This is a genomic window from Nonomuraea thailandensis (assembly GCF_024172165.1).
Lineage (GTDB): Bacteria > Actinomycetota > Actinomycetes > Streptosporangiales > Streptosporangiaceae > Nonomuraea > Nonomuraea thailandensis.
In genome coordinates, this window is record NZ_JAMZEB010000002.1 from 12540107 (window position 1) to 12561922 (window position 21816).

General features: G+C 72.2%; 16 protein-coding genes. 9 read left to right on the forward strand and 7 right to left on the reverse strand.

All coding sequences use genetic code 11. From position 1 onward, the window contains the following. The 4 genes from HD597_RS62295 to HD597_RS62310 all read right to left on the reverse strand — a co-directional run bounded on the left by HD597_RS62295 (window position 1) and on the right by HD597_RS62310 (window position 6193). Window positions 1-2754 carry a polysaccharide lyase family 8 super-sandwich domain-containing protein gene (locus HD597_RS62295; protein ID WP_253758829.1) on the reverse strand — a complete coding sequence of 918 codons (2754 nt, stop codon included), beginning with the start codon at window positions 2752-2754 and terminating at the stop codon, window positions 1-3. After that, complete coding sequence (locus HD597_RS62300) at window positions 2751-4025, reverse strand: M60 family metallopeptidase (protein ID WP_253758831.1); 1275 nt, start codon at window positions 4023-4025, stop codon at window positions 2751-2753. The genes HD597_RS62295 and HD597_RS62300 overlap by 4 nt, the downstream gene beginning before the upstream one ends. Before the next feature lie 112 nt (window positions 4026-4137). Further along, window positions 4138-5193: a LacI family DNA-binding transcriptional regulator gene (locus HD597_RS62305; RefSeq protein WP_253758833.1), complete on the reverse strand. Its 1056-nt coding sequence runs from the start codon at window positions 5191-5193 to the stop codon at window positions 4138-4140. 25 nt (window positions 5194-5218) lie between these two features. Then, the gene (locus tag HD597_RS62310; RefSeq protein WP_253758835.1) at window positions 5219-6193 is read right to left on the reverse strand and encodes a hydroxyacid dehydrogenase; all 975 of its coding nucleotides are present in this window, start codon (window positions 6191-6193) and stop codon (window positions 5219-5221) included. A 214-nt stretch (window positions 6194-6407) separates the two neighbouring features. On the opposite strand from HD597_RS62310, the gene HD597_RS62315 reads away from it, so the two are divergent. Genes HD597_RS62315 through HD597_RS62340 form a run of 6 tightly spaced genes read left to right on the forward strand, consistent with a single transcriptional unit; the run spans window position 6408 to window position 14737 of the window. Next, complete coding sequence (locus tag HD597_RS62315; protein WP_253758837.1) at window positions 6408-7388, forward strand: ABC transporter permease; 981 nt, start codon at window positions 6408-6410, stop codon at window positions 7386-7388. Continuing rightward, window positions 7375-8262, forward strand: coding sequence for a carbohydrate ABC transporter permease (locus HD597_RS62320; protein WP_253758838.1), 888 nt, complete (start codon window positions 7375-7377; stop codon window positions 8260-8262). Before HD597_RS62315 ends, HD597_RS62320 begins: the two co-directional genes overlap by 14 nt. A gap of 28 nt (window positions 8263-8290) precedes the next feature. Beyond that, a complete protein-coding gene (locus tag HD597_RS62325) occupies window positions 8291-9946 on the forward strand; it encodes an extracellular solute-binding protein (protein ID WP_253758840.1) in 1656 nt (551 codons plus the stop codon). A 2-nt stretch (window positions 9947-9948) separates the two neighbouring features. Next, window positions 9949-11325 carry a M1 family metallopeptidase gene (locus tag HD597_RS62330; RefSeq protein WP_253758842.1) on the forward strand — a complete coding sequence of 459 codons (1377 nt, stop codon included), beginning with the start codon at window positions 9949-9951 and terminating at the stop codon, window positions 11323-11325. Next, window positions 11322-13529, forward strand: coding sequence for a right-handed parallel beta-helix repeat-containing protein (locus tag HD597_RS62335; protein WP_253758843.1), 2208 nt, complete (start codon window positions 11322-11324; stop codon window positions 13527-13529). The genes HD597_RS62330 and HD597_RS62335 overlap by 4 nt, the downstream gene beginning before the upstream one ends. After that, window positions 13526-14737, forward strand: coding sequence for an alpha-L-fucosidase (locus tag HD597_RS62340; protein WP_253758845.1), 1212 nt, complete (start codon window positions 13526-13528; stop codon window positions 14735-14737). The genes HD597_RS62335 and HD597_RS62340 overlap by 4 nt, the downstream gene beginning before the upstream one ends. 14 nt (window positions 14738-14751) lie before the next feature. On the opposite strand, the gene HD597_RS62345 is transcribed toward HD597_RS62340, so the two are convergent. Beyond that, window positions 14752-15495 carry an SEL1-like repeat protein gene (locus HD597_RS62345; protein WP_253758847.1) on the reverse strand — a complete coding sequence of 248 codons (744 nt, stop codon included), beginning with the start codon at window positions 15493-15495 and terminating at the stop codon, window positions 14752-14754. Window positions 15496-16003: 508 nt separating this feature from the next. After that, window positions 16004-17590 carry an endonuclease/exonuclease/phosphatase family protein gene (locus HD597_RS62350; RefSeq protein ID WP_253758849.1) on the reverse strand — a complete coding sequence of 529 codons (1587 nt, stop codon included), beginning with the start codon at window positions 17588-17590 and terminating at the stop codon, window positions 16004-16006. Between the two features lie 188 nt (window positions 17591-17778). On the opposite strand from HD597_RS62350, the gene HD597_RS62355 reads away from it, so the two are divergent. The 3 genes from HD597_RS62355 to HD597_RS62365 are packed head-to-tail and all read left to right on the forward strand — an operon-like array spanning window position 17779 to window position 20641. Then, a complete protein-coding gene (locus HD597_RS62355) occupies window positions 17779-18024 on the forward strand; it encodes an AfsR/SARP family transcriptional regulator (RefSeq protein ID WP_253758852.1) in 246 nt (81 codons plus the stop codon). Then, window positions 17988-18542: an AfsR/SARP family transcriptional regulator gene (locus tag HD597_RS62360; protein ID WP_253758854.1), complete on the forward strand. Its 555-nt coding sequence runs from the start codon at window positions 17988-17990 to the stop codon at window positions 18540-18542. Before HD597_RS62355 ends, HD597_RS62360 begins: the two co-directional genes overlap by 37 nt. Continuing rightward, on the forward strand, window positions 18539-20641 hold the full coding sequence (locus tag HD597_RS62365; protein WP_253758855.1) for an ATP-binding protein: 2103 nt from the start codon (window positions 18539-18541) through the stop codon (window positions 20639-20641). The genes HD597_RS62360 and HD597_RS62365 overlap by 4 nt, the downstream gene beginning before the upstream one ends. Here the strand turns inward: HD597_RS62365 and HD597_RS62370 are convergent. Beyond that, complete coding sequence (locus HD597_RS62370; protein WP_253758857.1) at window positions 20611-21513, reverse strand: hypothetical protein; 903 nt, start codon at window positions 21511-21513, stop codon at window positions 20611-20613. The two genes, HD597_RS62365 and HD597_RS62370, sit on opposite strands and share 31 nt — an antisense overlap. Between the last annotated feature and the right edge of the window lie 303 nt (window positions 21514-21816).

The window sequence follows — 21816 nt, forward strand, 5'->3', positions numbered from 1 at the left end:
TCAGCCTTTCCGGCCCGTCGTGAGTACGGCGGTGTGCGTGCGGCCGGCCGAGCCGGCCAGGTTCACCGTGATCCGGGGCCGGTCGCCCGTCGTCACGGAGACCGTATCGTCGGCCTTGATCAGGCGGTGCGCCGGGTGGGGGAGGGTGATCGTGGTGGTGGCGACCGTGCGGCCCGGGTCGGAGACCGCCACCGTGATCCGCCCGGCCGCCCGCCGGATCAGCACGGCGCAGGGCGCCGACGCCGACAGCTCACCCGCCTCCCCACCCGCGCCCGCCACACCGCCTGCCATCGCCGCACGGCTTGCCATCGCCGCGCCGCCTGCCTCCGCCGCGCCGCCTGCTTCTCCCGCGCCGCCCTCCTCCGGCGCGTCGCCCGCCCGGACCGCGCCGCCCTCCTCCGGCGCGTCGCCCGCCCGGACCGCGCTGCCCGTTGCGGAGGCGCCGCCCGCTTCGGCCGCGCTCGCGCCGCTCACCCTTCCGGGCGTCCAGAAGATCGCCGCGAGCAGCTCGCCACCGCCGGCCGAGCGTCCGTGGGCGCGGACCGCCTGCGCGGCGCCGGTGTTGGCGAGGATCTCGACGCCGTCGAAGCCCCTGGTCCGCTCGCGGGTGGCGGCCGGGAGCAGGATGTAGGCGTAGGCCGCGTCCGTGGGGTTCGTCCCGTGGTCGAACCAGAGGGTGGTGTAGTCGCGGGTCACGGGATCGGCCGTGCCCTTGGTGCTGGGGCCGTCGTTGATCTCCAGCCAGGCGCCGGTGCGGCGCTCCCGGAGCGTGCGCGGCGCGGGGCCGGAGGGGAAGACGTACCCGGCGACGCCGTCGAGGTGCGCCCAGCCGTCGCCGGCGGTCAGGGCGGCGGCGGTGGCGCGGTTCTCGACCACCGTCTCGACGGGGCGGCCGTCGGAGCTGCTGATGCCGGCGCCCAGGCAGACCACCGCGTCGTCCAGGCACACCCAGCTCTTCCTGGCGGTCAGCGAGGTGCCCGCGGCCATCAGGTGGAGCCCCGCCACGCCGTACCCGTCGGCGGTGGCGCCGCCCGCCCAGGCGTTGGCCGGCCGGAACGTGCCCGTGCCGCCGGCGGAGACGGCGGGGTCGCGGCGGCGGGTGTCCACGGTGGTGCCGGCCAGCCGGTAGGAGTCCACCGTCGGCCAGTAGCCGGCGCTGTAGTGGTCGAGGTCCAGGTGGAGGTAGGTGGCACCGTCGCCCTGGTACCAGGCCCGGTAGTTCTCGCCGTTGCCGCACTCGTACATCGCGATCCGCCGCGACGACAGGCTGATCGCGAACGACCAGGCGGGTCGCCGGTGCACGATCCGGTCCATGGCGGCGAACACGCGGTGGCCGCTCGGCCGCGGCGCCGCGGCCACCGCGCCGTCGCCCAGCAGCGCGGCGGCCCTGGCGGTGGCGGCGACGTTCGCGGCGTCGAGGAAGCGGCCCCGCCGGATCCACCCCTTGGCGAGCTGCCTGAACCGGGTGGCGTAGGGCTCGCCGGCGCCCGCCGCCAGTTGCAGGATCGCGTCGACGGTGTCGCGACCGGAGTCGTGGTCGAGGTTGAACTGCCGCGACACGGCCCGGCCGCGGACGCTGTCCATCATCAGGCCGTCGTGGATCCACGGCGCGTAGGCGTTCTCCACCGCGTCGAGCACGACGCGCACCGCCGGGTCGGTGACCGCCCAGGCGCTGCCGCCGAGCAGCCCCAGGGTCGTGGCCAGCGACTGGAGCAGCACCACCCCGTACGACCCGGTGTAGGCGACCACGCCGTGCTGGACGAACGAGCCGTCGGCGTAGAAGCCGTCGCCCGAGGTGACGTGCCCGAACAGGGTGTGCCTGCCGGCGTCGCGCGTGTCGGACAGGCCGTCGCGGGCGAGCGCGAGCTTGCCGGCGTCCGCGCCGACGATGCCGCGCAGGGCCACGATGAGCGCCTTGTCGGCCCGGTTGGCGCCGGTCTCGGCGAAGTTCGTGAGGTTGGTCCTGCGGTCGGGGTTCGGGCAGAAGCGGTCCACGGCGCGGATCCAGGCGGCCCGCCGGCCGGCGCCGGCGACGTCGTGCATGATCACGGCGGTGTCCATCAGGGCGCGGGGCGCGCCGATCTCCCAGTGCCACCAGTTGCCGCTCTCGCGCGCGGCCTCGTTGTAGGCGCGCTGGTAGAGGAAGTCGAGGCCGCCGAGGATCTCCAGGGCGGCGGGCTCGTCCCCGTACGTGGAGGTGCCCGGGCTCGCCCAGGCGGCGGCGAGCGTGCGCAGGCGCTGGTAGCTGCCCGCGATGTCGCCCGACACGCCGGTGAGGGGGAGGTCCGGCCAGAGGAAGGCGCGACCGGCCGACAGGTCCATGGCCGAGCGGTGCGCCCGCGCGGCGGCGTCCAGCCGGGCCAGGGGACCGGCGAAGACGGGGTCGTCCGGGTCGATGCCGCCGCCCGTGAGCAGGGCGGCGGCCTTGGCCCGCAGCTCGGAGAAGGCATCCTGCCCGGGCTGGGAGCCGGGAGTCGGCACATCGGAGCCGGGGAGCGGTGCGGCCGGGCGGGGGAGCGGCGCGTCCGGGCCGGGCTGCGCCGCGTCCGGGCCGAGGTGCAGGCCGAGGAGCGGCGTGGCGGCGGCCAGGCCACCGAGGAAGGCCCGCCGGCTGGTCGTCCCTCCGTCGGCGCCGTCTGATCGGGGTGGGGCGCCGCTGGTCGTGGTCGCTTCGGTGCCGTCTGATCGGGGTGGGGCGCTGCTGGTCGTGGTCGCGTCGGCGCCCTCTGATCGGGGTCGGGAGTCGCCGGTCATCGTTCGGCCAGGGCGGTCAGATCGGTGCCGGGGGAGGGCAGCCCGAGCGCCGCCACCTGGGCCAGGTACTCGTCCGTCAGCGGGGCGCCCCACCGCCGCCAGAAGGCGGACAGGTCGGCGCCGGCGGTCCTGGAGGTGTAGAGCGCGAGGTGACCCCAGCGCTTGGCCGACTCCGTGTAGTCGGAGGCGGGCCGCTCGGCGCGCACCAGGCGGTGCAGGCGCGGGTAGAAGTCCTCGCCGAAGGCGAGTTCGAGCTGGCGGAAGGGGACGAGCTTCTCGTACGCGCCCAGCTTGAGGTAGTCGGCGGCGGGCAGCTTGGCCAGGGCGGTGGCGTAGACGCCGTTCACGACCAGGTTGGACGGCTGGCCGAGCGTGCGCTGGGCGGCCAGCGCGTAGATGTTGACCGTGACCTCGGTGAGGTCGTTCGGCTTGTAGGCCATCTGCTGGTGCTGGTGGCCGAGCTCGTGGTAGACGCCCCAGCCCCTGGTGCGCAGGCCGGTCACGGTGATCAGCCGGTCCAGGTAGGTACGCGGGTAGGCGGTCCACCCGTGCGTGGCGTACGCTCCGGCGCCGGCGGGCATCCTGGGGGCCTCGACGAGGTGGAACGGCAGCGGCGAGCGTTCCGCCCGGGAGAGCCCGGAGATCGCGGCGTGCGAGGAGATGATCGTCTCCAGGAGCCGGAGCAGGGCGGCGTGGTCCTGGTCGCGCCAGGCGAGCATGCCGTCCCGGGTGACGGTGACGATGGCCCGCTCGGACACGAGCTCGACCTGGGGCGCGCCGGTGAGCGAGTCGAGCTGCGCCTGGAAGCTCTCCTCGCTGGTCTCACCGAGCCTGAAGGTGGGGACGCGCACCCCGCCCGAGCGGAATTTGACGCGGGCGCGCTGCCCTTCACCGGTGAGCGACAGGTAGACCAGGCCGCCGCCGGGGTCCGTGACGGTGTTGACGCCGGCGGCCAGCGGGTAGGCGCGCGGGTTCTTGTACGTGACGTCGGCGTGCGTGTCTGGTGCGCCGACGTGCAGGGTGGGCAGGAGCCCGTCGGGGGCCGCCACCTCGACGGTCAGCGGGGCGCTGGCGGGCAGGTGGACGCCGGTGGGGCGGAACTCGGTGGTCCTGAGCGCCTGCTGGAGCCGGAGGCGCTCGCTCTCGGCGCCGGGCCTGGCCCTGAGCACGACGGTGTGGTGCGGCCCGTCGGCGAGGGCGGGCCGGGCGAGCAGGAGGGCGGCGCCGGCGCCGCCCGCCACCAGGAAGGATCTGCGACTGAGGGGGGTCATGGCAGGGAGTTTGTAAGCGCTTTCTATCACGGTCAAGGGCTTACCGGATCTTTCTACGGCTTTCTGTCCCGCTTCTACGGGCGGTTATGCCGGATAAGGCGGTAAGCGCTTGCTATTTGGGAGGCGCGACCGACGACCTGACCACGATGTTCGTGCCGACCATGGCCGCGGTCTGCACCGGCGACAGGTACGCGTCGTCCTCCACCACGTCCAGGCCGATGCGCACCGCCTGGCGGCCCATCTCCTCCAGCGGGATGCGCACCGTGGTGAGCTGGGGCCGCAGCTCCTGCGCGATGGGCACGTCGTCGTACCCCACCACGGAGATCGCCTCGGGCACGGGCACGCCGGCCAGCTCCAGCCCCTGCATCACGCCGGCCGCGACCGTGTCGTTGGCGCAGAACACGGCGGTGAAGTCGAGCCTGTCGGCCAGCAGGGCCCTGATCCTGTCGTAGCCGAACCTGCGGTTGAGCTGCCCCGTGTGGATCAGGCCCTTGTCGTGGGGCAGGCCGCGGAAGCGCAGCGCGCGCCGGTGGCCGGCCAGGCGCGCGACGGTGGTCGACAGGTTCGGCGGGCCGCCGAGGAAGACGATCCGCCGGTGCCCCTGGGTGATCAGGTAGTCGGTGATGGCGAAGGCGCCGCCCTCGTTGTCGTACTCCACGGTCCTGGTCGGCACGTCCTCGCCGAGCGAGGGGCGCCCGCACAGCACGAGCGTGGAGCCGCTGGCGTGCAGCGCGCGGGCCCTGCGGGCGACCTGCGCGGCGTAGGAGCGGTCCTCGTGGGCGCCGCCCACCAGGATCACCGCGTCGGCGCGCTGCTCGTGCAGGAGGTCGATCAGCGCCAGCTCCTGCTCGTGGCTGCCCTGGGTGCAGCAGACCATGCACAGCCGGCCGTGCCTGGTCGCCTCGCGCTCGACGCCGCGGGCGATGTAGGCGTAGAAGGGGTCCACCAGGTCGTTGATGATGATGCCGACGGTCCTGTTGGTGGCTCCCGCCAGGGCTCTGGCGTGCGCGTTGGCGACGTACCCGAGCTCGGCGATGGCCTGCTCGACCCGCTGCCTGGTCGCGGCGGAGACGGGGTAGTTGCCGTTGATCACCCGGGAGACGGTGGCGCTGGAGACCCCGGCGCGCGCCGCCACATCGGCCATGGTCGCCAGGCTCTGCTCGGTCACGTCCCCTCCTTTCCGTGGCTGACGATCATGCCATCCGGTCGAGCTCGTCGCGATGGATCTCGTGGAGCAGCGGCTCCCCGGCGGTGTACCGGGCGATCTCCGCGAGCGTCGACTCGGCCAGCCGCGCGAGCTCGTTGCCCTGGGCGCCGGCCAGGTGCGGGGTCACGAACGCGTTGGGCAGGTCGAACAGCGGATGACCGGGCGGCAGCGGCTCCGGGTCGCTGACATCCAGTATCGCGTCAAGCCGGCCGCTGCGTACCTCCTTGACCAGTGCCTCGGTGTCGATGAGGCCGCCGCGGGCGGTGTTGACGACCACCGCGCCGTCCCTGAGCATCGACAGCCGCCTGGCGTCGAGCATCCGGTACGTCTCGCGGGTCTCCGGCGCGTGCAGGCTGACCACGTGCGAGCGCCTGACCAGCGTGTCGAGGTCCACGGCCGCGCCGCCGAGCGCGGTGATCTCCGCCGCCCCGGCGTACGGGTCGTACACCAGCACCTCGGCGTCGAGCCCGCGCAGCAGCTCCATGACCCTGCGCCCGATCCGCGACAGCCCGATCAGCCCGACCGTGATGTCGCGGGTGCCGAGCCAGGGCAGGCCGGTGAAGTCACGGCGGGTGCCCGTCTCGCGGTAGCGGTGGGCGAGGGTGAAGGCGCGCTTGGCGCCGAAGACGATGGCGGCGTAGGCGAACTCGGCCACGGGCACCGCGTTGGCGTCGGCGGCGCTGGTCACCCGTACGCCGCGGTCGAGCACCGCCGGGTCGAGGAAGGTCTTCACCGTGCCCGCCGCGTGCGCGATGAGGCGCAGGCCGGGGGCCTGGTCGAGCAGGTCGGCGCCGATCCTCGGGCAGCCCCAGCCGGTGACGAGGACCTCGGCGCGGGCCATCGCGCGCAGCGCGCCGGCCGAGCCGACCTCGTGCAGCACCCGGTCGTCCACCTCGGCCAGGTCGGCGAGCCTGCGCAGCGTCGCGTGCCCGAACACCTCCTCTCGGACTCCGGGCGCCATCGCGAGGACGGCGCGCGGTCTCAGCCGGGCTTGCGGAGGTTTCACCGGCTCCCTCTCTGATAGTAAGCGCATTCTATGCATTGAGGTGGCACGTTAGGACCCCACCTGCGAAAAGGTCAAGCAGAGTGCGGAAAGAAGGGGGATTTTCCGGTCTGGGACTTGACGGGAACGAAAGCGCTTACTAACTTCCTCGCCAACTGGAAGGACCCAGCGCATGACCGCTACCCTCGACGCTCCCTCGACCGCGGCCGCCTCCGAGCGGCGAGAGCCGCCACGCAAGCTGCCGCTGTGGCGCCGCGTCTGGCGCGACCGGGTGATGCTCCTGCTGGCGCTGCCCGGGCTGCTCTATTTCCTGGTCTTCCACTACGGGCCGCTGTTCGGCTACGTGGTCGCGTTCAAGGACTATCAGCCCTACATCGGGTTCGTGGACAGCCCCTGGGTGGGGTTGCAGAACTTCGTCAGCGTCTTCGCGGACCCGGGCGTCTGGAACGCCCTGGGCAACACGCTCAAGATCACCATCACCCAGCTCGTGCTGTTCTTCCCCGCGCCCATCGCGCTGGCGCTGCTGCTCAACAGCGTGCTCAACGACAAGGTGCGCAGGTTCGTGCAGAGCGTGGTCTACCTCCCGCACTTCATCGGCTGGGTGATCATCGTCTCGGTGTTCCAGCAGATCCTCGGCGGCGCCGGCGCGCTGCCGAGCTTCCTGGAGAGCATCGGGCTGCCGCGCTACGACATGATGACCGACCCCGACGTCTTCCCGCTGCTGGTGACGTTGCAGGTCATCTGGAAGGACGCCGGCTGGGCCACCATCATCTTCCTGGCCGCGCTGCTCTCCATCGACCAGGGCCTGTACGAGGCCGCGGCCATGGACGGGGCGGGCAGGTGGCGCCGCCTCTGGCACGTCACGCTGCCCGGCATCGTCCCGATCATCGTCCTGCTGCTCATCCTCAACCTCGGCAGCATCCTGTCGGTCGGCTTCGAGCAGATCCTGCTCCAGCGCGACAACGTCGGCCCCGAGGCAGGGGAGGTGCTCGACACCTTCGTCTACTTCAACGGCGTCAAGGACGGCCAGTGGGGCGCCGCCGCCGCGGTCGGCCTGGTCAAGACCATCGTCGGCACCGCCCTGGTGCTCGGCGCGAACAAGGTGGCCCATCTGTTCGGCCACGAGGGGGTGTACCGCGGTGCCGACAAGTAGCCGCCCCGCCTGGATGGAGCGGCCCTCGACGGCGGGCCTGATCGTCAAGGGCGTGATCCTCACGGCCGTCGTCCTGCTGGTCGCCTACCCGTTCGTCGGCGTGATCGGCACCAGCCTGTCGACGGAGAGCGACATCGCCAGGAGTGGCGGGTTCGTGCTCCTCCCCGGCTCGCCGAGCCTGTCGGCGTACACGACCATCTTCAGCGGCGGCACCGTCACCAGGGCGTTGCTGGTCAGCGTGCTGGTCACGGTCGCCGGCACGGTCGCCAGCATGCTGGCGACCATCGGCATGGCGTACGGGCTGAGCCGCCGCGAGGTGACCGGCGCCCGCTGGATCCTGCTGATCGCCCTGCTGACCATGCTCTTCAACCCCGGCCTGATCGCCAACTTCCTGCTGGTCAAGCAGGTCGGCCTGATCGACAGCTTCGGCGCGCTGATCCTGCCCAGCCTGGTCAGCGCGTTCAACCTGGTCGTGCTGCGCTCGTTCTTCATGGGCCTGCCCCGCGAGCTGCTGGAGAGCGCGCGCATCGACGGGGCGGGCGACTTCGGCATCCTCGTCAGGATCGTGCTCCCGCTGTCGAAGGCGGTGCTCGCGGTCATCGCGCTCTTCTACGCCGTCGGCTACTGGAACGCCTTCTTCAACGCCCTGCTCTACCTCAACGACTCGGACAAGTTCCCGCTCCCGCTGATCCTGCGCACGTTCGTGCTGCAGGGCAGGACGCTGGAGGCCCTGGCCGCCGCGGAGGCGCCCGCCCCGGTGCAGGCGATCCAGATGGCCGTGCTCGTGGTGGCGATCGTGCCGATCCTGCTCGTCTACCCCTTCCTCCAGCGCTACTTCACCAAGGGTGTGCTCACCGGCGCCATCAAGGGCTGAACCCCCCGAACCCCAAGGAAGATCCCTCATGAGAGAACCCGTCTCCCGCCGCGGCTTCCTGCGCCTCGGCGCCGCCGCGGCCGCCTCCACCGTGCTGGCGGGCTGCGGCGGCGGCTCGGCCGCCCCCGCCGCCAAGGCCCAGGGGCTGAGCATCAAGCTGCCCGCGTACACGCCGCTGTCCGGTGCGCTCAAGCCCGACCTGCCCGGCAACGCCACCGGCGTGCCCGAGGGGTACTTCACCTATCCCAAGGAGCTGTTCAAGGCGGTGGCCAAGCCGCCCATGTCGGGCGGTACCGTGAGCATCGCGGTGCAGACGTTCTCGCCGCCCCCGCCCGGACGCGCCGACAACCCCGCCTGGCAGGAGGTCGAGAAGCGGCTCGGCGGGACCGCCGAGATGCAGCCCGTCACCGCCGACGACTGGCCGACCAAGTTCAACACCATGGTCGCCGGCGGCACGCTGCCCGACCTGTTCACCTACGTCTCCACGCAGGGCGTCAACAACCTGCCCGCGTTCGTCGCCAGTCAGTGCACCGACCTGACGCCGCTGCTCGGCGGCGACGCGGTCAAGGCGTACCCGAACCTGGCGGCGATCCCGCAGGTGTTCTGGAAGCAGGGCATCGTCGGCGGCAAGCTGTACGGCATCCCCGTGCCCCGCAACATGGTCGGCGGCCTCGGCTTCTACCGCGCCGACATGTTCGCCGAGGCGGGCGTCACCGACCTGGCGCAGATCACCGACCTGGACCGGCTGTTCGAGCTGCTGAAGGAGGTGACCAGCCCCAAGGACAACCGGTACGGCCTGGTCACCCACACCGGCGGCGTCTACGGCCTGTCGATCTTCTCCCAGCTCTTCGGTGCGCCCAACGCCTGGCGGCTGGAGAACGGCAGGCTCGTGCACCAGATCGAGACCGAGGAGTACAAGGCCGCCGTCGAGTACGTGCGCAAGCTGCGCGAGGCAGGCGTCATCTACCCCGGCTCCGAGGGCTTCGACGGCCTCAAGCGCAAGAACGAGTTCAACGCGGGCCGCGCCGCGCTCGTCTACGACGGCCTGCCCGCCTACCTCGGCCCCACCGGCTACCTGCAGACCTCGAAGAAGATCGACCCGAAGGCCGACCCCAGGCCGATGATCCCGATCGGCCGGGCCGCCAAGGCGCACCTCAACAACATCGTCGTCTCGATCACCATGATGAGGAAGAGCGACGAGACGCGCGCCAAGGAGCTGCTGCGCGTGGCCGACTTCTTCGCCTCGCCGTTCGGCAGCGAGGAGTACACCCTGTTCAACTACGGCGTCGAGGGCACCGACCACACGCGTGACGGCAGGGGCAACCCCGTGCTGACCGAGCAGGGCAGCAGGGACACCACGGTGCCGTGGAAGATGCTCGCCGCGCCGACCCAGCCCCTGTTCGACTCCTCCTCGGCGGACGCCGTGAAGACCATGCACGAGGCGATCAGCAAGATGATCGCCGTCGGGGTCGAGGACCCGACCGTGGGGGCGTACTCGCCGGCCAACGAGAACAGCTACGAGTCGCTCTACACGATGCGCAACGACCGCGTCACCTCCATCGTGGCCGGCCGCGCCCCCGTCAGCGACCTCGACCAGATGATCAAGGACTGGCGCGCCAAGGGCGGGGACAAGGCGCGCGCCGAGTTCGAGGAAGCGCTCAAGCAGACACCGAAGGCAGGCTGACCGTGAAGAAGCACCTCCTCTTACTCGCCGCCGCCGCGCTGCTCAGCACGGCCGCCGCGGTTCCGGCCACCCCCTCGCCCGGCTCCGCGGGGCTGGGCGACCCGCTCTTCCCGACACTCGGCAACGGCGGCTACGACGTCCGCCACTACGACGTCTCCTTCGACTTCACCCCGGTCACCTACGACTTCTCCGGCGCGGTCGCGTTCACCGCGAAGGCCACCCAGGCGCTGTCGTCCTTCAACCTCGACACCGACGGCCACACCATCGACGCGGTCACCGTCAACGGTGAGCCCGCCGTATGGTCGCTCTCCCTCGGCCAGAGCGGGCAGGAGCTGACCGTCACGCCGGCCGCGCCGCTGCGCGAGCACGTGCCGTTCACGGCCGAGGTGCGCTTCCGCGGCAACGGCAAGGCGCCGCGCGCCGGCCTGACGGGCTGGAACTTCGGCCCCGACGGCGGGTTCGCCGCCGCCGCGCAGTCCAGCAGGGCCGACACGTTCTTCCCGGTCAACGACCACCCCTCGGACAAGGCCACCTGGACCTTCCGCGTCACCGCCCCCGAAGGGTACGTCGCCACCGCCAACGGCGAGCTCGCGGGCAGGCGCGGGAACGTGTGGCGGTTCGAGGCGCGCGAGCCGATGGCCTCGGAGCTGATCGCCCTCGCCGTGGTGAAGGGCACCTACCTGTACGGCAAGGGCCCCCACGGCCTGCCGCTGCGCCACGTCGTCCCCCAGGGCCAGGAGGACCGCTACGGCCCCGTCGCCGCCGAGACCGGCGACCAGATCGCCTGGGCCGAGGCGAAGTTCGGCAGGTTCCCGTTCTCCACCTACGGCGTCCACATCTACCCGGGGTACCGCAACGCGCTGGAGAACCAGACGCTGTCGCTGTTCGGCACCGGCTGGTTCGACCAGCCCACCTACTCCAACACGATGGTGCACGAGCTGGTCCACCAGTGGTTCGGCGACTCGGTCACGCCGGCGACCTGGCAGGACGCCTGGCTGAACGAAGGGCCGGCCGTCTACTACGCGGCCCTGTGGGCCGAGGAGCACGGCGGCCAGTCCATGCCGGAGCGGATGCGCACCGTGTACGGCAAGCTCGACGCCGTCCGCGCCAAGGACGGCCCGCCGGGAAGGCCCAGGGCGCTCGGCGGCTACAACATCTACGACGGCGGCGCCCTCGTCCTGTACGCCCTGCGCACCGAGGTCGGCGACGCCGCCTTCGACCGGATCATGCGCAGGTGGGTGCAGCGGTACAAGGACGGCAACGCCTCCACGGAGGACTTCATCGCCCACGCCGCCGCCACCACGCACCGGCCCGGCCTGGACGGCTTCCTGCGCGACTGGCTCTACGGCGCCCAGAACCCTCCCCTGGAGGGCATGTGAACAGCGCGATCGCCCTCGTCCTGCTGCTGACGACGACCCCGGCGGTGGCACCGGGCCCCAAGATCTACTACGCGGCTCCCGACGGCGGCTCCCCGGCCTGCAGCCAGGCCCGCCCCTGCTCGCTGGAAGCCGCCAGGGACAAGGTCAGGCAGGCCGTGGAGGGCGGCATGAGCCGCGACATCGAGGTGCGCCTGACCGGCGGCGTCTACCGGATGGCCGAGCCGCTCCTGCTGGACGGGCGCGACTCCGGCCCCGACGGGCACACCGTGACCTGGACCGCGGCCCCTGGCTCCCGGCCGGTCCTGTCCGGCGGGGTGCGGATCACCGGCTGGACGCGTCAGGGCCGCTTCATGGTGGCGCGGGCGCCCGAGGGCGTGACCCCGCGCCAGCTCTTCGTCGGCGGCGCCCGCGCGATCCGGGCCCGCGGCGCCGCGTGCCCGGCGGCGGTCTGCGACGCGACGAAGACCGGCATGACCGGCGCCGTCCAGAGCGGCGTGTCCGGCTGGAGCGCCCCCGCGAACGCCGAAGCGGTCATCAAGGTCAGGTGGCGCAACTACCGGTGCCGCATCGACCGCGTGGACGGCGATGCCATCACCTTCGCGCAGCCGTGCTGGGCGAACTCGGCGAGCGGCACCGGCCGCACCGGCCCCGCCTGGGACACCACGACGGTCGACTCCTCCCGCTACGGCGGCGTCGCCTTCTTCGACAACGCCCGCGAGCTGCTCGACGAGCCGGGCGAGTTCGTCCACGACCGCGCGGACGGGACCATCACGTACCTGCCCCGGCCCGGGGAGGATCTCGGCGAGGCGATCGTCCCGTCCGGCGAGACGCTCCTGCGGATCGACGGCGGGAGCCGGATCAGGATCGCGGGCCTGGGCTTCCAGCACGCCGCCTACCACCAGCCCGGCACCGACGAGGGATACGCGGGCACCCAGGCCGGGCTCACCCTGACCGGCGCCACGGGCCCCGAGGACCACGCCGGCCGCCACTACACCAAACCCGCCGCCGCGGTGGTCGTGAACGGCGGCAGGAACGTGGAGATCACCGGCGCCGAGTTCGCGCACCTGGGCGGCGCGGGCGTGATCATGCAGGCCGGCACCAAGGACTCGGCGGTCACCGGATCGACGTTCACGGACCTGTCCTCCGGCGCGGTCTACGTCGGCGACACCGAGCCCAACCCGCCGGCCGAGCTGCGCGGCGAGCGCAACACCGTGGCCCGCAACACCATCACGCTCGCCGGCCGGGAGTTCACCGACGCGGTGGGCATCTGGGCCGGCTACGAGACGGGCCTGCGCGTGGACCACAACACGCTGGAACGGCTGCCGTACTCCGGGATCTCCGTCGGCTGGGGCTGGAACCAGCCCGTCGCCCAGAGCCCCGACATGCGCGACAACCAGGTGACCGGCAACCGGATCGTGGACGTCATGATGGTCGCCGACCAGCAGCACGACGGCGGCGCCATCTACACGCAGGGCCCGCAGCCGGGCACGGTGATCTCCGGCAACTACGTCAACCGCTCCGCCTACGGCAACACCGAGCGCGACGGCAACGGCGTCTACCTGGACGAGCAGAGCTCGTACATCAGGGTCGAGGGCAACGTGATCACCCGGGTCGGCTACAAGTGGATCTCCAACTGGGCCGGTTACGGGATCGAGAACCTCGCGACGGGTAACTGGACCGACACCACCGCGCCCGAGCTGTCGGGGCGGGGCTCGCGGCAGGTGGACAACGCCACCGCGCTGGAGCGCCTGCCCGAGGCCGCCCTGCGCGTCGCCGCCGCGGCCGGGGCCCGGCCCGGCCCCGTCGAACAGCTCGAACCCGACCTCGCCAGGGCGGGCAGCGCGAGCCAGTCCGCCACCGAGGGGACGGCGGACGCCGCCCACGCCATCGACGGCTCCACCGTCACCGACAGCAGGACCACCTCGGCGCCGGGCTCCTGGTGGCAGGTGGATCTCGGGCAGGTGCGCCCGATCGGCACGGTCGAGCTCTGGAACGACGCGGGCATGACCACGGCCGACGTCCAGGTGCTGGTGTCGCGCACGCCCGACTTCGCCGGCGCGACCGTGGTGCCGCTGCCGGGCAGGGTGCTGCGCCCGTCGCCGGTCACGGTGGAGGCGGAGGGGCGGTACGTGCGCGTTCAGCGGACCGGTACGGGACGGATCGGGCTCTCGGGAGTCGCGGTCCATGAGAGGGACGGAACATGAGCTGGTTCACCGAGGCCCGGTTCGGGCTGTTCATCCACTGGGGCATCTACGCCGCCGCCGCGCGGCACGAATGGGTGCGCTCGTACGAGCGGCTGACCGAGGAGCAGTACCGCCGCTACTTCGACCACTTCGACCCCGACCTCTACGACCCGGCGGCGTGGGCGGACGAGGCGGTCAACGCGGGCATGAAGTACGCCGTGGTGACGAGCAAGCACCACGACGGGTTCTGCCTGTGGGACTCGGAGCTGACCGGCTACAAGGCGCGGCGCGACCTGCTCGCCCCGATGCTCGACGCCTTCAGGGAGCGGGGCCTGCGTACCGGCCTGTACTACTCGCTGCTCGACTGGCACCACCCGGACTTCCCCAACGACCTCTACCACCCGCAGCGCGACGAGGACCTCGGCGAACGCGACATCCGGAAATATACGGACTATATGCACGGCCAGGTCCGCGAGCTGCTCACCCGGTACGGCGACATCGACACGATGTGGTTCGACTTCTCCTACGAGGGGCGCGGCTTCGGCGCCAAGGGCCCGCGGGAGTGGCGCTCCGAGGAACTGGAGCGGCTCGTCCGCGAGCTGCGGCCCGGCATCCTGGTCAACAACCGGCTCGGGCTCGGCACCGGCGACTTCACCACCCCCGAGCAGGTCATGCCGCCCGGCGGCGTGCCCGGCCACACGCCGTGGGAGTCCTGCCAGACGCTGAACGGGAGCTGGGGCTACCACCGCGACAACCAGGACTGGAAGCCGGTCGACCTGCTCGTGAAGATGCTCGTCGACACCGTCTCCAAGGGCGGCAACATGCTGCTCAACGTGGGCCCGAACGCGCGCGGCGAGTTCGAGCCCCGGGCGATCGAGCGGCTGCGCGGCATCGGGCGGTGGATGCGCCTGCACTCCCGCTCGATCCACGGCGCGGGCGCCTCCGCGTACGAGCCGCCGCAGGACTGCCGCTACACCCAGCGCGGCGACCGCCTCTACCTGCACCTGCTGTCCTGGCCCATGAAGTACGTGCACCTCGCCGGGCTCGGCGGCCGGGTCAGGTACGCGCAGTTCCTGCACGACGCCTCCGAGGTGCCGATGGTCGCGATCGACCCGAAGGAGCCCTTCCACCACTACCTGCGCGGCCTGCCGGAGGACACGCTCACGCTGCAACTGCCCATCACCCGCCCGGACGTCACGGTCCCGGTGGTGGAGCTCTTCCTGGCGTGACCCCCGGCCCGGGGTCAGGTGACGGGGGCGGGGAGCAGCTTGCCGAACGGGACGGCGCGCAGGGCCCGCAGGCGCTCGGTGGCCCGCGGGTGGCCGTGGTCGGCGGCCAGCTTGTAGTAGAACCTGGCGATGTCCTGTTTGGCGGGCCCCCGCTGCTCGTAGTCCTGCCCGTAGGCGAAGCACTGGTCGGCGGCGAACTCCGCCGGCCGGGCGGTGCCCGCCAGGGCCTCGGCGCCGGGATGGCCCTGCCTCCCGGCGGCGTGCAGCCAGTAGCCGGCCTCGGCGTTCTCGCCGGTCAGCACCTTGATGACGGCCAGGCGGTAGGCGGCCTCGACGTCGCCGTCGCCCGCCATCCGGACCAGGCGCGCCACGGTTCTGGTGGTGCGCCGCTCGGCCTCGTCGGCCGGGGTGCCGTACAGGTCGTACGAGCCGATGGCGTGGGGGCGTTCGTTCCTGGCGGCGAGCCAGCGGGCCTGCCACAGCGCGAGGCTGCCGAGCGCGTCCGTGGGCAGGCGGCTCTGCTCGGCGTGGCGGTGGCAGACCATCACGAAGGAGGCGACGAGCTGCCAGTCGGGCAGGCGCTCGCGCTTGCCGTTGAGGATGTCGTTGAGCGTGCTCTCCGGCAGGTCCTTGGGGACGTCCGCGGCGCGTGACAACCGTTTCATCTGGTTATAGGTCGGCTGGCCGGCCGCTTCCCGCAGCTCCTTGAGCGCGGCTATGAAATCGCGATGGGCTCCCGCCCTATGAGTGTCAGTCATCGTCCTTGATGATCGATTCTGGAAGGATTCGGTGGAGTCGAGAGGTCGACTGGTGCCGTCATGCTTCCAGAAGAGTTTTCGCGATAGGTGCCACTTCGCAGATCCCGTCTCATCCGGTATCGCAGGTCACATCCACTGATGTCCTGCCCATCCGACCCAAGCATGGCGTCAGACCTAAATTTCACGATTAATCCGGATGAGTTCGGACGTGATCGGAAAGATGCGGAAGTTTCGGCCTTGTTCGGCCCCGTCCGAGCACGTTTGGACCGCTGGCCGGTGGCGTTCACGAAGCCGCATGGTGGGCCGCACCATCACAGCCGACCGAATCCGAGGAACCATGTTCACCACGCGCCAGCTCCTCACGCTCACCCTGTCGATCACGATCGCCGCCATCACCTGCGCGCTGGTCCTCGCCGCCGGCGCGCAGTGGCCGAGCGCCCTGCTCAGCGGCGGCGGGGCGGGCGGTGCGACGCTCGCCGCCCTGCCCAAGCTGCTGAGCAGGCGCGACTCATGGCCAGGAGGTGCGGAACGTGGTCAGGACGGCGGCGTGGTCGGAGCTCCACTCGTTGCCACGGTGGTTCGGCACGGCGGTCGGCGTGCCCTCGACCAGGGCCTGCGACCCCGTCACGCGCAGCGACCCCGCGTAGTAGACGAAGTCGATCCGGTCCTGCGGCTCCGGCTCGCCCTTGTGCGAGTCGTGGCCGTAGCCGCCGGTGAACACCGGGTAGATCGGCGACCAGGTGATGCCGGGCGAGGCCACCGGGTCGGGGTGCGCCACCCGGTAGGAGTCGCGCAGCCCCGCCTTCGCCGGCAGCACCGAGGCGGGCCACGGCACCGACGCGTAGCCGCAGCGGTCCGCCTTCCCGGTCCAGTCCAGGTGGGACGGGGCGTTGAAGTCGCCCGTGAGCAGCACCGGCGTGCGCCGTGCCGCGTCCAGGTCCGGCTTCATCGCCTCCAGCACGGCCTCGATCTGCGGCGTGCGGCCGGAGCGCTCCTCGTTGGCCAGCAGCTCGTCCTGCGCCATCCTGCCGAAGCAGGCGTCGTACGGGCCGTACGGGGTGTAGCCGAGGTGCACGTTCCACACCACGACCTCCTGACGCTCGCCGATCCGCACGCGCACCTTCGTCGCCACCGACAGCGGCCCGCCGGCCACCGGCTCCCGGCGCTCGGTGATCGGATACCGGCTGATCACGCCCAGGTCGGTGCCCGCCTGGTGGTGATCCCAGCCCAGCGCCTCGGCCAGCTCGCGGGTGGAGACGGCCGAGGTCTCCTGCAGGCCTACAACGTCCACGTCGGACTCGAGCAGGAAGCGCAGCTCCTTCTCCCGCCCGCCGTCCACCTGGCTGCCGCCGTGCCACAGGTTGAAGCTCATCGCCTTGAGCTCGGGCACCAGGCTCTGGCCCGGCCGGCGGACCTCGATGGCGGCCGTCGCGGTGCTGGTCTCGCCGCGCGCGTTGCGGGCCTCCATCCGCAGGGACGCCGGGCGCAGCGAGTGGAGCGGGCGCGGCGTCCCGGTCACCTCGCCGTCGGCCGACACCCTGGCCCACTTCGGCCCGCTCACCTTGCGGAAGGTGAGCCCCTCCGTGTCCCCGCGTACCAGGCCGCCCACCTTCGCCTGGTACGGCGCGAGCGCGCGGGCGTTGCGCAGGTCGAAGGCGTCGGTGATGAAGTGCAGCGGCTCGTCGCTCATGATCCGTATCTTCACCGGTGCGGCCAGCCACCGGTAGCCGTCCTGCGCCAGGGCGAAGACGATGTAGTCGCCGGGCTCCAGCCCGTCGGTCGGCAGCGTGGCCTCGCCGCCGCCTTCGGTGATGTAGACCCACCGCGTCGAGGGGCCGACGTACTTCTCCTCCACCGGGCCGTTGCCGGGGTCGGTGTAGAGGCCGAGCCAGTTGGCCGGGTGGGGATTCGGGGTGGTGTACGTCAGCCTGATCGGCTCGCCGCGACGGACGACCGGGGCGGCGACGGCCAGCGTGCCGTCCGCGGAGGACGCGGAGGACGCGGAGGACGCGGCGGCCGGGACCGCACTGACGAGGAGGACGAGCGTCGCCATGGCGAGCGACGACAACCAGCGCTTGAACACGTGCTTGAACACGTCGTGCAGCTTGGGGCAGCGCGGTGACGCTCATGTGTACGCGCCGTGGCAGGCCGCGGGCGGCTCGGGGAAACCCTGGGCCGGGGGAGTGCGGGACGGGCCACGCCGCGTGGCGGCCGTCCCCTATGATGCTGGCCTTGTTCAGGTAGCGCCCCCCGGAGGAGACGAGCGCGTCGCCGTGTTGCCCGATGAGTGATCCTGAGCTGCGGTTCTCGGTGCTGGGCCCGGTGCGCGCGTGGCGCGGCGACGTCGAGGTGGACGTCGGCTCGCCGCAGCAGCGGCTGGTGCTGGCGGTGCTGCTGACGGCCGGCGGCAGGGTGGTGAGCCAGGACCAGCTGCTCGACGCGGTCTGGGGCCTGGCGCGGCCGCGCAGCGCCGTCGGCACCTGCGCACGTACGTGTCCCGGCTGCGCGCCGTGCTCGGCGCCGAGGTGATCGCCTCGGTGGGCAGCGGGTACGCGCTCACCGCCGGTGCCTGCGACCTCGTCGTCCTGGACGAGCTGGCACGGCAGGGACGGCACGGCGAGGCGCTGGCGCTCTGGCAGGGAGAGCCGCTGGCCGGGCTGGACGGCGGGTACGCGCACGCGCAGCGGGCCAGGCTGGCGGAGCGGCGGCTCGCGCTGCTGGAGCTCAGGCTCGGCGAGGACGTCGAGGCGGGCAGGCACGCGGAGGTCGTCGCCGAGCTGTCCACGCTCCGCGCGGAGCACCCGCTCAGGGAGCGGCTGGCTGGGCTGCTGATGCTGGCGCTGTACCGCTCGGGCCGGCAGGCCGAGGCGATCGGCGTGTTCACCGACCTGAGGAAGCTGCTGGCCGAGGAGCTGGGCGTCGACCCGTCGCCGGAGCTGGGGGAGCTGTACCAGCGGATCATCACGGCCGATCCGGGGCTCGGCGCGCAGCCGGGGGGAGGGGCGGCGCCGCGACGCCGGTGCCGCGCCAGCTTCCGGCGGACATGACGGACTTCACCGGCAGGCGGCCGGACGTCGAGCAGGTGACGCGGGCCCTGACCGGGGGGAACGGCTCGGCGCTGGTCATCTCGGCCGTGGCGGGCGCCGGCGGCATGGGCAAGACCACCCTGGCCGTGCACGTGGCGCACCGGCTGGCCGCCGGCTATCCCGACGGCCAGCTCTTCGTGGACCTCCAGGGCGCGGGGCCGCGGCCGCTGGGGGCGCGGGCCGTGCTGGGCGGGTTCCTGCGCGCGCTGGGGGTGGACATGGCGACGGTCTCCGAGGAGCTGGACGAGCGGGCCGCGCTCTACCGTTCGGTGCTGGCGGAGCGGCGGGTGCTGGTGCTGCTGGACAACGCGGCGAGCGCGGTGCAGGTGCGCCCGCTGCTGCCGGGCTCCGCCGGGTGCGCGGTGCTGGTGACCAGCCGGGCGCGGCTGGCCGGGCTCTCCGGCGCGCGGCACCTGGGGCTGGCGGCGATGCGGCCGGACGAGGCGCTGGTGCTGCTGGCCAAGGTGGTGGGCGAGGAGCGGGTGGCCGCCGAGCGGGAGGCGGCGCACGAGCTGATGCGGGCGTGCGGGTACCTGCCGCTGGCGATCAGGATCGTGGCCTCCCGGCTGGCGGCGCGTCCCGGCTGGAGCCTGGCCAGGATGCGCGACCGGATGGCCGACGAGCGCCGCCGGCTGGCCGAGTTACGCGTGGACGACCTGGCCGTCGAGGCGACGTTCGCCCTCGGCTACGACCAGCTCGACGAGGCGCACGCGGCGGCGTTCCGGCTGCTGGCGGTGCCGAACGCGGCCGACCTGCCCGTCCCGGCCGCGGCGGCCGTGCTGGGCGTCACGGAGGCGGAGGCGGAGGAGCTCTGCGAGGCGCTGGTGAACGTGCACCTCGTGGAGTCGCCCGCGCCCGGCCGCTACCGCCACCACGACCTGCTCAAGCTCTACGCCCGCGCCCGGCTGGAGGGGCAGGAGGAGAGCCGGCGGGCCGCGCTCGACCGGCTGCTCGGCCACTACCTGGCGGCCATGGCGTGGATCGTCGACGTGATGTACCCCGGCGACCCGGTGCTCGGCACCGTCCCGGCGGCCGGCCCGCGGCGGTCGTTCGCGGATCTCGACGCCGCGATCGAGTGGGGGCAGGTCGAGGAGGACGGCATGCTCGGCTGCCTGCACCAGATCGCCGAGACGCCCGGCGCGGCGCTGCGGGAGGCGGTGTCGCTGCTCGACATGATGACCCTCGTCTTCGACTTCGAGTCGAGCACGACGGGCTACGAGCAGGCGGTGGAGCGGCTCGTCGCGGCGGCGGCGGACCGCGGTGACCGCACGGCCGAGGCGCACGCCCGGCGCAAGCGCGGCGAGATCCTCTACGCCCGCAGGGCCGCCGGCGCGGCGGCCGAGGAGGCCGCGGCCGTGCGGGAGTGTCCCGACGCCCGCCCGGCCGACCACGCCTGCGCGGTCAACCTGCTCGCCATGCTGGCGCACGACAGGCGGGCCCACGACGAGGCGATCGCGATGTACCACGAGGCGATCGAGACCTGGCGCGCCCTCGGCCACCGCTCGGAGGAGGCCATCTGCACGGGCAACCTGGCGCTCGTGCTGGCCGAGGCCGGCCGGGGCGAGGAGGGGGTGGAGGTCGCGGAGCTGGCCGACGGGATCACCCGCGAGCTGAGCGGCGGCAGGCCCAACCCGCAGATCCTCTACCAGCTCGCCGTCGCGCTGGGCGCCGCCGGCCGCCACGCGGAGGCGCTCGCCCGCTTCGGCGAGGGCCGCGCGGAGTTCCGCAGGCTCAGGCAGCACGCCTGGGAGGTGCTGACCCTGCGCCGGATGGCCGAGACCTATCTCGCCATGGGCCGGCCCGACCGTGCCGTGGACCACGCCGAGGAGTCGCTGGCCATGTTGCAGGAGGCGGACCAGGGCTGGATGCGCGGCAAGGCGCTCGCCGTGCTCGGCCGGGCCCTGCACGGGCTCGGCCGGCGCAGCAGGGCCAGGGCCTGCCTGACCCGCGCACTCGCGATCATGGAAGGGCAGGGGCTGCCCGAGGCGGACGACGTGCGTGCCCTGCTGGCCGGCCTGGACTCCCCGGTCTACTGCTCGGCGAGCGAGCCGCAGGTGTAACCCTTCTCGCGCTCCGGGTCGAGCTGGATCGAGGCCAGGTTCGTCGTCTCCATGGGGCGGCGGAAGGTCTCGTACTTGTCGCAGTCGTAGAAGACGTACGTGCCGTCGCTCTCGCCGAGCAGCATCATCCACCGGCCGTCGTAGAGCGGCTTGTCGTCCTCGGCGTTGTGAATGATCGCCCACTGGTCCTGGAAGCCGACGTAACCGAGCAGCTCGTTGGCCTGGCCGGTCTCCTGGACCTCCAGCGCGCCCTGCACCATCGCCAGGATCAGCAGGAAGCCCAGCCCGACCCCGGTGAGGGCGCCGAGCAGGACCTTCGTGGCGGCCCGCCCGACCGGCCTGCGGCGCAGCAGCCGGAACGGCACCAGGAACGTCAGCACGCCGAGCCCCACGGCGACGACCACCATGACGAACAGGTCGAGGTCGCCGAAGAGGGTGAACAGCCCCCAGTACGTCGCGCCGCACCACAACGCGGCGAGCAGCGCGGCCACCCACGGCCGCCGCCGGACGGCCTCGATCAGCCTGCCGAACGCGCCCCTGGTCAGCTTGTCGGCCACCCAGAACAGGCCGACGACGAGACCGAGCGCGGGGATGAGGATGAGCAGCATCAGGATCAGCGTGCCCATGAGGCGGCCCAGCAGGACGGACTGGTCGATGCCCGCCTGCTGGGGGCTGATGCCGAAGACGTCGTACATCGCCTCGACACCGAGGTAGAGCACCGCATAGAGCGTCACGCCGATGGGAACGATGACGGAGCCGATGCGTTCGAGGAGGTAGAGGACGCCGCCGTTGCCCTCTTCCGCGGAGGGGGCGTCGCTCGCGGGGAGCGTATCTGGAACGGCGCGTTCTACCGCGACCTGGTCAGTGGACATGGCGCACGATGATAGGGCCCGCGTGTCGACGGATCGTTGACGGATGCTTAACGCTCTGGTGATCCGATGTGTGGGCTCGGCGGTGCTTCACCGAGTGTCCATCCAGAAACATCGGATGGGAAGACTTGTTACGTACGGGTTTCGGTGCTATCTCCTTGGATCAAGGCTCCTGTGATCGGAGGATTCCGTGCCGCACCCCCCACGACGACGCATCAGCAGTGCCCTGATCGCCGTCTTCACTCTCGCCGCCGGTTGGTCCGTCCCGCTAGGCGCGTCCGCCGGCACTGCTCAGACACCCGATGA